Here is a 15,579-nt window from a genome sequence, read left to right on the forward strand (position 1 = left end):
GAGGTTTTGAGGGCGCCGGTCTCCTTGTCAAGCGTCACCTTGACTTGCACGTACTGCCACGTGTGGTCGTAGGTGATGCCGTCCTTGGTGTCGTTCACGGCGTCGGCGGGTACGACCTCGCGGATGGAGTACGTGTGCGTGCCGGTCGTATCGAAGTCGAGCTTGTCGAAGGTCACGTCGCCGTTCGCGTCGTTGGTCTTCGTCTGGAGGAGCTTCGTCTGATCGCCGTCGCCGGTTTGCTGGCCGTCATACAGCTGGAACGAGAACTGACCATCCGCGAGGTCGTACCCGCCGACGCCGTGAACGACACCAAGGACGGCATCACCTACGACCACACGTGGCAGTACGTGCAAGTCAAGGTGACGCTTGACAAGGAGACCGGCGCCCTCAAAACCTCCGTCACGGACGCGAACACCAACTCCGACACCGCCGCGTTCACCAACAGCTACGACGCCACCGGTGCCGCGACGCTCGGAGCGAAAAAGGCGTTCAAGAACGCGGACGGCTCCGCACGCCCGATTCCGGAGAACGACTTCCAGTTCCAGCTGCATGAAGGCGAGACCACGAACGGCAAGGTCCTCCAGACCAAGGTCGCCAAGACCGACGGCTCCGTGACGTTCGACCCGATCGCCTACAAGCTGAGCGATCTGGGCGGTATGAAGGCGAAGACGTTCACCTACACCGTCAACGAGGTCGTGCCCGCCGACAAGGACAAGCTGCCCGGCGTCGACTACGACACCACCGCCCACACCTACACGGTGACGGTCACGGACAACGACAAGGGCAAGCTGACCACCAAGGTCGCGGTCGACGGGAACGCCAACGAACAGCAGCCGACGTTCACCAACACCTACAGCGCCGAGGGTTCCGCGAAGCTCTCCGGTGTCAAGAAGGTGACGGGTAAGGACGGCAGGGACTACACGGCTGTTTTCGCCGGGAAGTTCGGTTTCACGCTTACCGGCAAGGACGGTGCGCCCATCCGAGTGTCTGGCACCGGTGGTGCGGGCAGTGATGCGGGCAAGTTGGTGACCAAGGATTCGCTGACCGCGACGAACGCCGCGGACGGCGGCGTCTCCTTCGACGGCCTGCACTATACGCTCGCGGATCTCGGCGGCGCGCGTTCCAGGGACTTCACGTATGTGGTCGCCGAGTCTTCGGATAAGACGGTCGCCGGCGTCACGAACGACGCGAACGCGACCCGTGAGGTCACGGTGAGCGTGTCGGATGACGGTTCGGGCAGGCTGTCGGCCGTGGTGAAGCATGAGAAGGACCAGCCGTCGTTCACGTTCACGAACACGTACGCGGCCGGCGGCTCGCTTACGCTGACCGGCACGAAGACCCTGACCGGCCGCAAGCTTACGGACGCCGACAGGTTCACGTTCACCGTGTACGAGGGCTACCAGAGCGCCGACAAGCCGGGCACGCCGGTCTCCACCGGCACGAGCGACAAGACCGGTAGGATCGCGTTCGACAAGCCGTTGCAGTACACGCTCAAGGATCTCGGCGAGCACACGTATACGGTGGTCGAGTCCGAGGCGGGCCTGCCGAAGGGCGTGTCCGCCGTCACCAAGACGCGCACGTTCACCGTAAGCGTCGCGGACGAGACGCATGACGGCAAACTCACGGTCACGGCGACGGGACTGGGCAAGGGCAACAGCGTGTCGTTCGAGAACGCGTACACGACCACGGACTCGGCCCCGGTCGGGTTCAGGGGCGTGAAACTGCTCGACGGCGCCCCGATCGCCGATTTCGACGGCAGGTTCACGTTCACGCTGACCGGCGAACAGGGCGCCCCGATGCCCGTCAAGGCGAAGGACGGCAGGCTGTCGGTGACGAACGATAAGACGGGCAACGTCGATTTCGGCACGGTGACGTTCACCAAGGCCGACCTCGCTGGCGAAGCCGAGAAGACGTTCACGTACACGGTCACTGAGTCCGGCAGCGCTCCCGGCGTGACGAACGACGCGACCGCGACGCGCACGTTCACCGTCACGTTGCGCGACAACGGCGACGGCACGCTGTCCGCGACGGCCAGTCCGGCGGAAGGCCCGCTGTTCACGTTCACGAACACGTACTCGGCCAAGTCCACAACCGACAGCTTCTCCTTCACGAAGACGCTGAACGGCCGCGATCTGCATGACGGCGAGTTCACGTTCGTGCTGGACGCGAAGGACGACGCGCCGATGCCGAGGTCCGCGACCGCGACGAACAATGCGGACGGCCGGATCGCGTTCGGTCCGATCACGTACGACAAGCCGGGCACGTACACGTACACGGTCCGCGAACAGTCCGGCGACGAGACCGGCGTGATGTACGACGACGCGACGTACGTCGTGACCGTCACCGTCACGGACCACGGCGACGGCACGCTGAGCGCAACGCACACGGTCGCCGACGCGAACGGCAAGACGGTAAGCCAGCCGACATTCGTGAACACGTACACGCCGCCGGCCACACCGCCCGACACGCCGCAGCCGACGCCCGTCACCGTCAATTTCGACGCGCGTAAGACGCTCAACGGCCGCGACTTGCGGGACGGCGAGTTCACGTTCGTGCTGCGCGATGCGGACGGCAAGACACTGCAAAGCGCGGCGAACACCGCGGACGGCACGATCGTGTTCCAGCCGATCACCTACACCGAGGCCGGCACCTGGCGGTACGAGATCACGGAAACCGCGGGCGACGACGCGAACATGACCTACGACCGCACCACGTACAAGGTGACGGTCACGGTCACGGACGATGGCAACGGCAAACTGACCGCGAACGTTGCCTATTCGTCCGGTTTCCTGGGACTGGACCGGAAAACGCCCGAATTCGTGAACACGTACACGCCGCCGGCCACGCCGCCCGACACACCGGAGGAACCGGGCAAGCCCGAGCAGCCGGAGACACCGGGCACGCCGGAACAGCCGACCACGCCCGGCCAGCCGACGCAGCCAACCCAGCCGACGGACCGGTCCTACCCCAAGACCCCGCTGTCCCAAACCGGCGCGGCGACCTCGTCGATCATGGCCGCCTTCACGGCCCTGCTCGGCTGCGGCCTGGCACTCGGCATGATCCGCCTCCACGGCACAATCGCACGCTCCCCGCGCAAGAGCAAGGGACGCCACGCACAGTAACGTGTTCGCAGATGCTGACCTCGGCCGGCGACATGGTCCGGCCGAGGTCAGCGTATCGTTGGACATGGCAACAACCGAACCGGCAACGATCGCAGCCGTCGTCGCAACGCATCGCAACGCGCCACGGCGACGGGCGGTCATCGCACCAACAAGGAGGTCTTATGCTGCACCGCAATCTCGGACCGTTCTACACCACCGCCATCGGCCACGGCGAAATGCCGCTGACCATCGAAAACAACCGCGGCCACGATGTCGGCATCGAAACGCTGCACGCCTCGCTCGACGCGGGCTGCCGCCACATCGACACCGCGTGGGCCTACTACACGCCCGGCGAGGAGGAGCAGACTGGCGAAAAGCTCGTCCGCGAGGCCCTCGACACGTGGAACGGTCCGAAGGAGGAAGTGCTCGTCGCCACGAAGATCGGCCTGCGCCGCGCATGGGACGGCGACAAGCCCGTCTGGCCGCGCGACGGCAAGCCCGAATATCTCATCCGCTACGGCAAGGAATCGGCGATGGCGCTCGGCGTCGACACGATCGACCTGCTGTACATGCACCGCCACGATCCTGAGGTGCCGTACAACGAGTCCATCGAAGCGTTGAAGCAGCTCGTCGACGAAGGCGTCGCCCAGTACGCGGGCGTGTCCAACGTGACCATCGAACAGCTCGACATCGCGCGCGGCATCCTCGGCGATAAGCTCATCGCCGTGCAGAACCAGTATTCGCCGGTCCACCTCGACACGCAGGACACGCTCGACTACTGCGCCAAGCTCGGCCTCGCGTTCGTGTGCTGGAGCCCGCTCGGCGGCTACCGCCACCCGTACGACGAGCACAAGTTCGACCCGTTCCGCGAGGTTGCCGCCAAGCACGGCGTCTCCTACCAGCAGGTCGTGCTCGCGTGGGAGCTCGCCAAGGGTGACCACATGTTCGTGATCCCCGGCGCGCACCGCCCCGAAACCATTCTCGACAGCCTCAAGGCCGGCGAACTCCAGCTTGACGAGGAGGATTTCGCCAAGCTCGGCTGAGCTGTGCGCTTCCTGAATCCTTGGTCCCTCGGCTGGGGCTGTCGGCGAAGCCGACTGGGGGAGTGTCACAGGCGAGCGGCGTTTGACGCTCATTGTCTTGGCGATCACGCCCCCGTTTCGCGGGCGGTCGTGGCCAGCACCGCCGCCGCCCGTGCGAACTCCTCCGGCGTCGTGTACGAATAGCTCAATCGCAGCGCATTGTCGCCCTCGAAATCGTACACGTCGCCGGGATTGAGCAGCACGCCGCGCTCCAACGCCAGCTGGAACAGGCGTCCGATCTTCACCGGCTGGTCGAACGTGAGCCAAATGTAGAATCCGCCCTGCGGCACGGTCCAATGCGCGAGCCCCGCAAACAGCCGGTCCAGCGTGTCGAGCGCGGCGTCGCGCCGCCGGCGCAGCTCGCGCTTGAGCCCCGCCACGTATTCGTCGTACAGGCCGCTGTCCAAAAACCGCGCGTACACCCATTGGCTGAGCGTGCTCGCGCCGTAATCCATCTGCATCTTCACGTCGGCTAGCCGGTGCACGATCGACCGGTCCGCCACGATCCAGCCGATGCGCAGGCCGGGCGCGAGCGCCTTCGACGCGCTGCCCAGCGTGATCACCATGCCTGTCTTGTCCAGCGATTTGAGCGGCGTGGGCGCGGGTCCGTCGCCGAAGTACAGGTCCTGATACGCGCCGTCCTCGATGATCGGCAGCCGGTTCGCCACGCAGCAGTCGATGAGCTCGCGCCGCCGCGCGTCCGGCATCGTGACGCCGGTCGGATTGTGGTTCGTCGGAATCGTGTACAGCACCGCATCGTCCGTCCGTCGGCGGCTGATCGGTGACGGCACCGGACGTTGGATCGCGCTTCCTGATCGGAAGTCCGGTGGCGTGATCGGCGCGGCCGACTGGGCGTTCGACGGCAGACCGGCCCCGGTCGTATCCGCGCCGGAATCGTCGGACCGGTTGGCGGAACCGTCCAACATTGCACGCAGCGCGTCGACGCGCAGTCCGTCGCCGTCCATCGGCACGCCGGCAAGCCGGATCCCCGCCGACTGGAACACCTGCAGCGACTTGATGTAGCTCGGCGCTTCCGCGATCACCGTCGATCCGGCCGACAGCAGGCTCACCGAAATCATCTGCAGCGCCTGCAACGCGCCCGACGTGACGAGAATCTGCTCGGCCGTGCAGTCGACGCCGGTCGCGCGCATGTGCGCGGCGATCGCCTCCCGCAGCGCCGGCGTGCCCTCCGGCTCCGGATATCCGATCGCATCGATCTCGTCCGCGGCCTCGCGCGCCACGCGTCGCCACATGTCGCGCGGAAACAGTCGCGGATCAAGCTCGCCCGTGCCGAGCCGGGTGACGCCGCGCGCGAACTCCATGCGGTTGATGGTCTGCATCGTCGCGTTGTTCGCGCGGAAGAAGCCGGACGAGACGTAGTCCGCCCAATCCGGCGCGCCCGGCAGCATGAGCGACCACGTGTTGCTCACGATGCGTGTGCCCGCGCCGTGCAGGCCCTCGACGATGCCGTAGTCGGCCAGTTCGCCGATCGCGGCGATGACGGTCGACCGGTTCACGCCGAACGCCTCGGCCAGCGCGCGCTGCGACGGCAGGCGCGAGCCGATCGGCCATGCGCCGCTGGACACCTGACGGCACATGAAGTCGACGATCTGTTCGGTGACCGGCACGTCGGACGCGCGGTCCGGTGTCCAGTCGATGCTGATCGGCGCGATGCGTGCCATGACGGTTCCTCGATTCGTGGTTGGACGGGCGCGGCCGACTGACGTCCGTGATGGGATTCCGGTTGCTGCGGTGCTGCGGCGTTGCCGTATGCGGTGCCGTGGAGTGCGGTCGATGCGGCCAACTGTGGTTGATGGGCTCAGTTTGGTTGGGTGCATGGTGTACTGCTTGGCTGGTTGCCAAGTGTAATCGCTTGGGTAGGATAATGCGACGGTATTGGAATAGTGCGGATTCGCTGGTGATCGCGATCCGCGGGAGTTGATCCGGCCGGCAAGGATTTGGCTGGATTTGGTTGGTTGGGTGTGACCCAGCCAAACCGAGACGCAGGGGAGTGAAGACATGGGCCTGTATTTGCAGGGACTGACGATGGGACTGGCGTACATCGCACCGATCGGCATGCAGAATCTTTTCGTCATCAATTCGGCGCTCACGCGCACGCGCCGCAACGCGCTCATCACGGCGCTCATCGTCGTGCTGTTCGACATGTCGCTGTCGCTGTCCTGTTTCTTTGGCGTGGGCGCGCTCATGGAGGCGCACCCGTGGCTCGAGACCATCGTGCTCGGCCTCGGCGGCCTGATCGTGGTGAAGATCGGCATGGGGCTGCTGCTGCCGAAGAAGAAGGCCGCGACGCAGGGGTCCGCCGCCGATTCGGCCGCCGCGAACTCCTCCGTCGCGGTCGCGCAGTCCGCTGACGGCACCGTCGCCGGCGCGGCCGGCACCACCGCGAACCACGCCCAGCACATGGGCCTGCGCGGCCTGCTCGACACGATCGGCACCGCGTGCGTGGTCACGTGGTTCAACCCGCAGGCCATCATCGACGGCACGCTCATGCTCGGCGCGTTCGCCGCGACCCTGAGCGCCCAGCAGACCACCCCGTTCATCACCGGCGTGGAAACCGCCTCGGTGATGTGGTTCATGGGCGTCACGCTCGTCGTCAACGCGTTCGCCCATAAGTTCAGCCCGAAGATCATCGACGTGCTCAACCGCGTGTGCGGCGGCGTGATCACCCTCTACGGCGTCAAGCTCCTCGTCGACTTCGCCCTCGCCGTGCTCTGACGGATCCGCGGAACGAAGCCGACGAGCAACGTCTACTCCGCCTTGAGGGTCGGCTTTTTGGTGCGCGAGCGGATCGCCGCGTTGTGCGGCACCGGATGCGGGCACGGCATCGAGAACACGTGCGCCGGATTGTTGATCGCCTCGACCCAATGGCCGTCCGCGTCGCGGAAACCGCCGGCCGGAACCGTGTAGGCGAACGGGCGCTCGCCCGGCAGCAGGAATTCGATCTCCTGCCCGGCCTCGATCTTGTTGCGGCTCATGAGCGTGACGCGGCCGCCCTCGTCCGGCGTCCAGTCGAGCGCCTCGCCCACGACCATCCACGCGCGGAAGTATGCGGAACGGTTCGTGTTCTGCGTGACCTTGTGCTCCGGATAGTAGAAGCCGGTCGAATAGTCGCGGTGCGCGACCTTGTCGGGCTCCTCCAGCAGCCACTCGGGTAGCGCGACCGGTTCCGCCGGGCGAACCTTCGCATGATGCCAGCCTTCCGGCAGCACCTCCTCGGCCGTGTTCGACTTGCGGCGCGCGCTGCGGGCGCGGTAGCTCAGATCGTCGAGCTGCGAGCCGCCGGCCGCGCGGGCCGCGGCGTCTTCGGTCTTGTCGTCGCGCACGTTCGCGGCCTTGCCGTCGCGACCGAGCGGAGCGATCTTCCCGGTGTCGGCTGCATCGGCCGCGACCGTCGCCGCCTCCGCGGCGCCATCCCCGCCGAACTCCAGCCCCATATCGCCGCCGGGCACGCCCGCGAACGCGCGATCCGCGTCGCGTTCGATCGCATCCGGCGCCGCGTCGATCGACTCCGCGTAATCCGGGTCGCCCTCGCGGATCACCCGATCGTGGAACGGCTTCAGCACGTCGCCGCCGGCCGACTCGAACCCGCGCTGCACCATGTACTCGTTCACCGCGATCTTGTACGCGTTCGTCATCGCCGCGATGTAGTACGCCGACTTGGAACGCCCCTCGATCTTCAGGCTCGTCGCGCCCGAATCGATCAGATCGTCGATGTGATCGAGCATGCACATGTCCTGCGAGTTGAACAGATACGCGCCCTCCTCGGTCTGCTCGATCGGGAAGTACTGGCCGGGCCGCTTCTCCTCGACGATCGAATACTTCCAGCGGCACGGCTGCGCGCATTCGCCGTGATTGCCGTCGCGGCCGGTCAGGTAGTTGGAGAACAGGCAGCGGCCGGAGAACGCCATGCACATCGCTCCGTGTACGAAGCACTCGATGTCCATGTCGTCGGGGATGCGCGCGCGGATGTCGCGCACGGCCTGCAGGTCCATCTCGCGGGCGAGTACCACGCGGCGCGCGCCGAACTCGTACAGCGCCTGCGCCGCGCCGTAATTCGTCACGCCGGCCTGCGTGGAGACGTGCAGCTCCACGTCGGGCGCGATCTGGTGCGCCATCATCATCACGCCGATGTCGGTGACGATCATCGCGTCGATGCCGGTGTCCTTGAGCTGGCCGATGTATTCGCGCATCGCCTCGACTTCGGCGTTGCGCGGCAGCACGTTGAGCGTCACGTACACGCGCGCCCCGCGTTCGTGGGCGTAGCGCGCGCCCTCCTCGAAGTCCTCGAGGCTCAGGTTCTTCGGGGCCGAGCGCATGCCGAACGCCTTGCCGCCGCAGTAGACGGCGTCCGCGCCGAAGTCGACGGCGGTCTTGAGTCCGCGCAGGTTGCCGGCGGGTGCGAGCACCTCGGGCTTGCGTCGGGTGCGCAAGGTGCGCAGGCCGGTGCCCACAGTTGCATTGGTATCCGTTTTCATCACCCCAACAGTGTAGGGCACAGCCATCTCAGTGTTTCCGCGGTCGGCGCAGCGTCCCGCCGGCCGGGCGCCGCGTCACGCTAGAGTGGGCGGCATGAGCGATGAACAGTATGATGACGAGATTCTTGACAGCAGCAAGATCAGCTCCACCGACCGCGACGGCAACCCGATCCCGGTGACGATTCCGATCGCGCTCGCGCCCGGCGTCACCGTCGTGTACACGACGCGACTTGGGGGCTTAAGCACCGGCGACTTCGGCAACTGCAACCTCGGCGGCAAGTCCGGCGACGATCCGGCGGCCGTGCTGTCGAACCGCGTGGCGCTCGCCGAAGCGGCCGGCGCGCGTCTGTCGCTGGTGTCGCAGGTGCATTCCGGCATCGCCGTGGACGTGGACGACGCGTTCGAGATCAACACGCCGTTCGGCTTCGACGTGTCCGGCACGCGCACGCCCGGCGATGGTGACGCCCCGACCGTCAAGGAGGCCGACGGCCAGGTCACGTCGCGTTCCGGCATCGCGCTCGGCATGTTCGCCGCCGACTGCCTGCCCGTGCTGCTCGCCGATCCCGAAACGGGCATCATCGGCGCGTGCCACTGCGGCCGGCGCGGGCTCGAGAACGGCGTGATCGGCGCGACCGTCGAACTCATGAAGCTCAAGGGTGCCGACCCGTCGCGCATCGTCGCCACGCTCGGCCCGCGCATCTGCGGCGACTGCTACGAGGTCGGCGACGAGATCGCCGACAAGTTCGAAAAGCGCTTCCCGCTCACCAAGACGACCACGCGGTTCGGCGGCGCCGGCATCGACATCGCCGAAGCCGCGATGATCGACCTCGCGTTCGCCGGCGTGAGCAAGGTCGTCGATTCGATGCCGCGCGTGCACGCCGCCACCCAGTACCTCGACCATGATCCCGAACTCGCCGAACTGTGCCGCACCGACGGCGAAGGCCCCGCCTCGCTCGATGAACGCATCGAAGGCATCAGCCGCAGCATGTGCACGCTCGAAAACCCGCTGTGGTACTCGCACCGCCGCGCCGCGCTCGCCGGCAAGACGCACGAGGGACGCATGCTCGCGCTCATCGTGCGGCACTAGCCGCCGACCGCGACCGCGGGGGTTCCGCGCATATTCCGTGCAGATGGGTGTGAGCCGGCTCACGTCCGCCGCCCTCCGCCGTACGGTGGAAGACATTATGACCGAGAGAGAAACAGAACAACCCATGCCTGAGAACGCAACCTCACCCGAAACCGCGTCGTCCGCTTCTGCGTCGGCGTCGTCCGCGTCGGAGTCGCCGGCGTCCGCCGCGCCGAAGCCGCAGACCGTGCCCGTCGTGGCCGTGGTGCTCGCCGCCGGCTTCGGCACGCGCTTCGACCCGAACAATCCCAAGCAGCTCGTCTCCGTCGGCGGCAAGCCGATCGTGTGCTGGAGCATCGAGGCGTTCGAGCGCAACGAACGCGTCTCCGACATCATCGTCGTGGTCAACCCGGCCGTGCGCGCCACCGTCGAGGAGCTCATCGAACGCGCCGGCTATCCGAAGGTCCGCATGATCATCAACGGCGGCCGCGAGCGCGTCGACAGCACCGCGGCCGCGCTCGGCGCGCTCGCCGACGCGGGCGTGCCGGCCCGGGCGAAGATCCTCATCCACGACGCGGTGCGTCCGTTCGTCGAACAGTCGTCGATCGACGGCTGCATCGACGCGCTCGACGAGCTCGACGCGGCCACCGTCGCGTACGCGAGCACCGACACCGTGCTGTTGACGGAATTCCGCGACGGACGCAAGGTCGTGCGCCAGGTGCCCGACCGGCCGCACACGTTCCGTGCGCAGACGCCGCAGGCGTTCCGCTTCGACACAATCCGCCGCGCGTACGATCTGGCGTCGGCCGATCCCGGATTCCACCCGACCGACGACACTCGCGTCGTCGTCGACTACCTGCCCGACGCGGCGGTCGCCGTGGTCGACGGCAGCGAGTCGAACCTGAAGATCACGACGATGTCCGACATCCCGACCGCCGAGCGGATCGCGGCAGAACGTCTCGGCCGGCCCGGCATGCCGCCGGTCACAGCGACGGCGGGCGGCGCGACGGGCGCGGACGATGCGGTCGCGGCCGCGTTCGATCCGGCCGCCGCAGGTCCGGTCGATCCGGTGACCGGCGCGCCCGCGAACCTGTCGCACATGACGCGCGAGGAGGCCAAGGCGCGCATGCACGCGATCTTCGCCGAGGCCGCGTCGCGCATGGGGCGCTGACTTCGGGTCGCCGATTGCGGTCGTTGACTCGGGCCGCCGCGTCCGAGCGTTCCGTTGTGGCAGCGGGCAGACGGCAGACGGCAGGCGCCGGCGGAGGCGCACAGGCGACATGAGCCCGAGGGGCGCGCGCCGGGCCGCCGCCGCTGGTTTAGACTGGAGACCATGCAGCAGATCAACGTGGTGATTTCCGGCTTCGACCATTATGACGGCATCGACGTCAACCCCTGTCTCGAAGTGCCGCGCGCGCTCGCCGAACAGGGGCTGGGGCCGGCCGCCGGGAACCGGTTCGACGATCCGCTGGGCGACGTGCGCGTCAATATCCGCACGGTCGCCATCCCGGTCAGCTTTGCCAAGGCGTGGCCGACGCTGCTCGCCACGATCGAGGACGCGCATCCCGACATCGTCATCGCCACGGGGCTCAAGCATGCGGCCCGCGGCGTGCTGCTCGAACGCTGCGCCACGAATCTGATGGACTCCGCGCGGCCCGACGCGGACAACGCGACGCCGCGCTCCGGCCCGATCGACCCGAACGGTCCGGCCGCATACTGGACGCGTCTGCCGCTACGCTCGATCCTCAGGGACTTCACGCGCGACGGCATCCCCTCGTCGCTCAGCTCCGACGCGGGCACGTTCGTGTGCAACTCGCTGTTCTACAACCTGCTCAACTGGACCGCCACGCAGGATCACGTCCTGAGCGGATTCGTGAGCTTCCCCAAGGTCGTCGACGACCGCAAGACGCAGCACGGGCTGCCGCTCGACCAGCAGGTGCAGGCCGGGCGCGACGTGATCCGCGAGACCGTGCGGTACCTGCGCTGCCCGTCGTCCGGCGACATTCTCATCGTCTGATTTCCCGGCGGGCCGCCGTTGTACGGGGGTATCGGCCACGGCGAACCGGTTTGCGAGACACGCCCGAGATTGCGGCTTCTGTGAGGAAACCGCGCTCCCAGCGCGTATTCAGGATTCATACGCTAGAGTGCTCGGTGTGGGTTGTCCCGCAAGGGACTCAGGGGCGTCGAACAGACGGCGAAAGGAACAGGCTATGGTGGATCGTTTCCCGATCGCATTGCGTGGGTACGACAAGGAAAAGGTGGACGAGGCGTTCGGGGCGGCGCAGGACACGCTGCTGCAGCTGCGCGACCAGGTCAAGCAGTACGACGAGCGCATTCTCCAGCTTCAGGCTCAGCTTCAGGAAGAGCGCAACAAGAAGGCGAAGGGCGGCGCCTCGTTCGCCTCGCTGGGCGCGAACGCGCAGCAGATGCTCGCCTCCGCCGAACAGACCAGCACCGAGCTGCTCAACCGCGCCAAGCAGGACGCGGCCGCAACCCGTGCCGCGGCCCAGGCTCAGGCCGAAACGCTCATCAACAACGCGAAGCTCGACGCGCAGCACATCGTCGGCGACGCGACCTCCAAGGCGAAGGCCATGCTGCAGGACGCGAACACCAAGGCCGAAACCATGTCCGTGTCCGCGCAGGAGGACGCCGCGCAGATGCGCTCCGAAGCGGCCAAGGTCGTCTCCGAGCAGCGCCAGTCCACCGAGCTCGAGCTGAGCAACGCCCGCGAGGAGCAGAAGAAGCGCCTCGCCTCCGAACGCGCCAAGCAGGAGCGCGAGATCGCCGACATGCGCGCCGAGGCCACCCAGCAGATCACCGAGCAGCGCAAGGCCGCCGCCGAGGAGATCACCAGGCTCAAGAGCGAAACCAACGACCAGATCGAGTCCGCGCTCGCCGAGGCGAACAAGAAGCTCGCCGACGTGCGCGAGCAGGTGTCCAAGATGATGTCCGAGGCGCGCCGCAAGGCCGGCGAGATCACCGACGCGGCCAGCTCGAAGGCGCAGGGCATCGTCGACGAGGCCGAAGTGCACCGCACCAAGACGATGAGCCAGGTCACCGCAGAGGTCGAGCAGATCCGCGCCGACATCGCCGCCCAGCAGGACGAGGCGACCAAGAAGGTCGACGAGCTGCTCTCGCATCTCGACGAGCGCCGTCAGGTCGCCAAGCAGGAGGCCGACGAACTGGTCGGCCAGGCCAAGACCGTGCGCGAGGAGGCCGACGCCTACGCCACCGCCAAGCGCGCCGACGCGGACAAGCAGGCCGCGGCCATCCTCAAGAAGGCCGACGCGGACGCCGCCGCGCAGATCGAGCAGCGCCGTCAGGCCGCCAAGTCCGAGATCGAGGGCATGGAGACGCACCTCAAGGAGCTGCAGCAGCGCGAGTCTCAGATCACGCAGCGCGTGTCCGAGCTGCGCGCGATGTTCTCCAACGCGTTCGCCGGATTCGCGATGCCCGAGCCGCCCGCCGAGGGCGACAAGGCCGAGGGCGGCGAGAACGCCGACGACGGCAGCACCGACGGCGCGCAGGACGCGCAGCAGCAGGCTCCGGCCAACGGGCAGCAGCACTGACACGGCTTGCCGGCGGATCTATCTGTTATCTGTTGACTGATCCGCTGACTGAATGGTTTCAAAAACAGTCCCGGTCATACTCGGATTCGAGTAGACTGGGACTGTTTGCATCGCGGCACCCCGGCCGCCGGTCCGTTCTCCCAATGGGAGCGCGGCCGACATGGCAGGGGTGCCGAACTATGTGGCCCAGAAGGCCCAAACACACAAGGAGAATCGCATGAGCGAAATCACCGCACTGAGCGCCGACAAGTTGAACGCGCTGCGCGAGGAATTCGACGCTGACGGCACCAACCGTCTCGCCATGAACGCCGTCACCGCGGCCGGCATCGAGAAGGTCGCGCGCAACTACGATCGCGCCCGCCTGCTGCAGCGCCGCTTCTCGACCATCGTCGACAACGGCGAGGTCACCCATCAGGACCGCTCCGGCCGCTGCTGGCTGTTCAGCTCCCTGAACGTGGCCCGCTTCGTCGCCAAGCAGAACATGGGCCTCAAGGAGTTCGAGTTCTCGCAGAACTACGCGATGTACTACGACAAGCTCGAGCGCGTCAACTACTTCCTCAACGACGTGGCCGCCCTCGTGGCCGCCGGCGAGCCGAACGACTCCCGCCTCGTCAAGCACCTGCTTGACGACGTGATGGGTGACGGCGGCCAGTGGACGATGGCCATGAACGTGTACAAGAAGTACGGCGCGGTCCCGAAGGACCTGTTCCCGGAGACCGAGTCCTCCAAGAACACCGGCGCGATGAACACGCAGCTGCGCCACATGCTGCACACCGCCGTCGCGCACCTGTTCGCCGCCAAGGGCGACGAGGGCAAGACCGCCGAGATCGTGGCCGAGGCGACCGCCGCCGGCCATCGCATCCTCACCATCCACCTCGGCGAGCCGCCGGTCTCCTTCGACTGGGAGTGGACCGACAAGGACGGCGAGTTCCACCGCGACGGCGAGATCACGCCGGTCGAGTTCTGGAAGAAGTACGTCGGCTCCGCCGATCTCGAAAGCTACGTGTGCCTCGTGGACGATCCTCGCCAGGAGCACGCCAAGGGCAAGAAGATCGGCATCGAGCACCTCGGCAACGTCGCGGGCGGCGATCCGACCGAGTACCTCAACGTGCCGAACCAGTTCATGAAGGACTGCGTGCGCCAGATCCTCACCGAGCAGGGCATCCCGGTGTGGTTCGGCGCCGACTGCGGCCCGTTCATGGACCGCGTCAACGGCGCGTGGGCGACCGACCTGTTCGAGTACGGCAAGGTGTACGACTTCGACTTCGACCTGAACAAGGAAGACCGCGTGCGCTACTGCGATTCCGCGATGAACCACGCGATGGCGTTCGTCGGCGTCGACGTGGCCGAAGACGGCAAGACCACCCGCCGCTGGCGCGTCGAGAACTCGTGGGGCAAGGACATCGCCGACAAGGGCTACTTCACCATGAGCGACGACTGGTTCACCGAGTACGTCTACGAGGTCGCCGTCCCGAAGGCGATGCTCCCCGCCGAGTATCAGGCCGCCCTCGACGAGCCTGCCACCATGCTCCCGGCCTGGGACCCGATGGGCGCATTGGCCAAGTAGCACGCGAAGCGTGCGCCGGCCAATACGCGAGAAGCCGGAAATAGAAAACAGTCCAGTGGACTGTTTTCCCGGCTTCCCGGCCGATAGGCCGGAGAATATCCTATATGCAATCGGCTGCGCACGTGATGGTATTGCGTTGCATTCTGCCATCGCGTGACTTGGGTGTCAACGCACGCGATGGCATCGAACGATGATGTTCCATCGCGTGCGTTTTTTCATACCGATTGCAGGGGCACGCGATGGAATAATCCTCGAGAATGTCATCGTGTGACCAGCCGGTTGACTCACAGGATGGCATTGCCGTTGCGGATTCCATTTCGTGACCGATTTCTCATGATTTCCGGGGTCACGCGATGGCAATCTTGCGTATTTTTCCATCCCGTGACCAACTCTCTTCTCACGGGATGGCATTTTTGTTTCGGTTTCCATTTCGTGACCGGTTTTCCGCGGTTTTGCGGGTCACGCGATGGCAATTTGGTGAATTGTGCCATTTCGTGACGAACACGCATCTCACGGGATGGCATATGCGCATGATTTACCATCGTGTGACCCCGAAGGTCGGGCGATCTGCCGCGCTATCCACATTCCAGTCCGGAATTTCCGCAACCCGGTCCCCTCGACTATCCTGTGTTCGGTATCGTCTACGCATATGCGACGTGCATGAGTAGCGCACGCAAACGCACGCAGAACAGCAGAGG

The 15,579-nt window shown here is 66.4% G+C and carries 11 protein-coding genes; 8 read left to right on the forward strand and 3 right to left on the reverse strand.

Annotated features, from left to right (window positions below; genetic code table 11):
• Nucleotides 1–335 (reverse strand): Spy0128 family protein (locus KIH79_RS04050; RefSeq protein ID WP_338023117.1); only part of this gene is annotated, 335 nt, incomplete at its 3' end.
• Here KIH79_RS04050 and KIH79_RS04055 point away from each other — a divergent pair.
• Together KIH79_RS04055 and KIH79_RS04060 are read left to right on the forward strand one after the other, a co-directional pair.
• Nucleotides 300–3,122: a Spy0128 family protein gene (locus KIH79_RS04055; RefSeq protein ID WP_219058242.1), complete on the forward strand. Its 2,823-nt coding sequence runs from the start codon at nt 300–302 to the stop codon at nt 3,120–3,122. The two genes, KIH79_RS04050 and KIH79_RS04055, sit on opposite strands and share 36 nt — an antisense overlap.
• Before the next feature lie 161 nt (nt 3,123–3,283).
• Nucleotides 3,284–4,144: an aldo/keto reductase gene (locus KIH79_RS04060; protein ID WP_219058243.1), complete on the forward strand. Its 861-nt coding sequence runs from the start codon at nt 3,284–3,286 to the stop codon at nt 4,142–4,144.
• Nucleotides 4,145–4,248: 104 nt separating this feature from the next.
• On the opposite strand, the gene KIH79_RS04065 is transcribed toward KIH79_RS04060, so the two are convergent.
• On the reverse strand, nt 4,249–5,865 hold the full coding sequence (locus KIH79_RS04065; RefSeq protein WP_219058244.1) for an aminotransferase-like domain-containing protein: 1,617 nt from the start codon (nt 5,863–5,865) through the stop codon (nt 4,249–4,251).
• 337 nt (nt 5,866–6,202) lie between these two features.
• On the opposite strand from KIH79_RS04065, the gene KIH79_RS04070 reads away from it, so the two are divergent.
• On the forward strand, nt 6,203–6,919 hold the full coding sequence (locus KIH79_RS04070; protein ID WP_219058245.1) for a LysE/ArgO family amino acid transporter: 717 nt from the start codon (nt 6,203–6,205) through the stop codon (nt 6,917–6,919).
• A 32-nt stretch (nt 6,920–6,951) separates the two neighbouring features.
• Here the strand turns inward: KIH79_RS04070 and KIH79_RS04075 are convergent, their stop codons facing one another.
• The gene (locus tag KIH79_RS04075) at nt 6,952–8,679 is read right to left on the reverse strand and encodes a peptidase U32 family protein (protein ID WP_219058303.1); all 1,728 of its coding nucleotides are present in this window, start codon (nt 8,677–8,679) and stop codon (nt 6,952–6,954) included.
• Nucleotides 8,680–8,773: 94 nt separating this feature from the next.
• Here KIH79_RS04075 and KIH79_RS04080 point away from each other — a divergent pair, with 94 nt between their 5' ends.
• The 5 genes from KIH79_RS04080 to KIH79_RS04100 all read left to right on the forward strand — a co-directional run bounded on the left by KIH79_RS04080 (nt 8,774) and on the right by KIH79_RS04100 (nt 14,881).
• A complete protein-coding gene (locus KIH79_RS04080) occupies nt 8,774–9,766 on the forward strand; it encodes a purine nucleoside phosphorylase YfiH/LACC1 family protein (protein WP_219058246.1) in 993 nt (330 codons plus the stop codon).
• Nucleotides 9,767–9,863: 97 nt separating this feature from the next.
• Complete coding sequence (locus KIH79_RS04085) at nt 9,864–10,916, forward strand: IspD/TarI family cytidylyltransferase (RefSeq protein ID WP_236023598.1); 1,053 nt, start codon at nt 9,864–9,866, stop codon at nt 10,914–10,916.
• A gap of 162 nt (nt 10,917–11,078) precedes the next feature.
• The gene (locus KIH79_RS04090) at nt 11,079–11,762 is read left to right on the forward strand and encodes a pyroglutamyl-peptidase I (protein WP_219058248.1); all 684 of its coding nucleotides are present in this window, start codon (nt 11,079–11,081) and stop codon (nt 11,760–11,762) included.
• A gap of 193 nt (nt 11,763–11,955) precedes the next feature.
• Nucleotides 11,956–13,314, forward strand: a complete 1,359-nt coding sequence (locus KIH79_RS04095) for a cell division protein (protein WP_236023599.1) — start codon at nt 11,956–11,958, stop codon at nt 13,312–13,314.
• A gap of 217 nt (nt 13,315–13,531) precedes the next feature.
• Complete coding sequence (locus tag KIH79_RS04100; protein WP_219058249.1) at nt 13,532–14,881, forward strand: C1 family peptidase; 1,350 nt, start codon at nt 13,532–13,534, stop codon at nt 14,879–14,881.
• Nucleotides 14,882–15,579 lie beyond the last annotated feature (698 nt).

The sequence above is a fragment of the Bifidobacterium miconis genome (assembly GCF_019331735.1).
Lineage (GTDB): Bacteria > Actinomycetota > Actinomycetes > Actinomycetales > Bifidobacteriaceae > Bifidobacterium > Bifidobacterium miconis.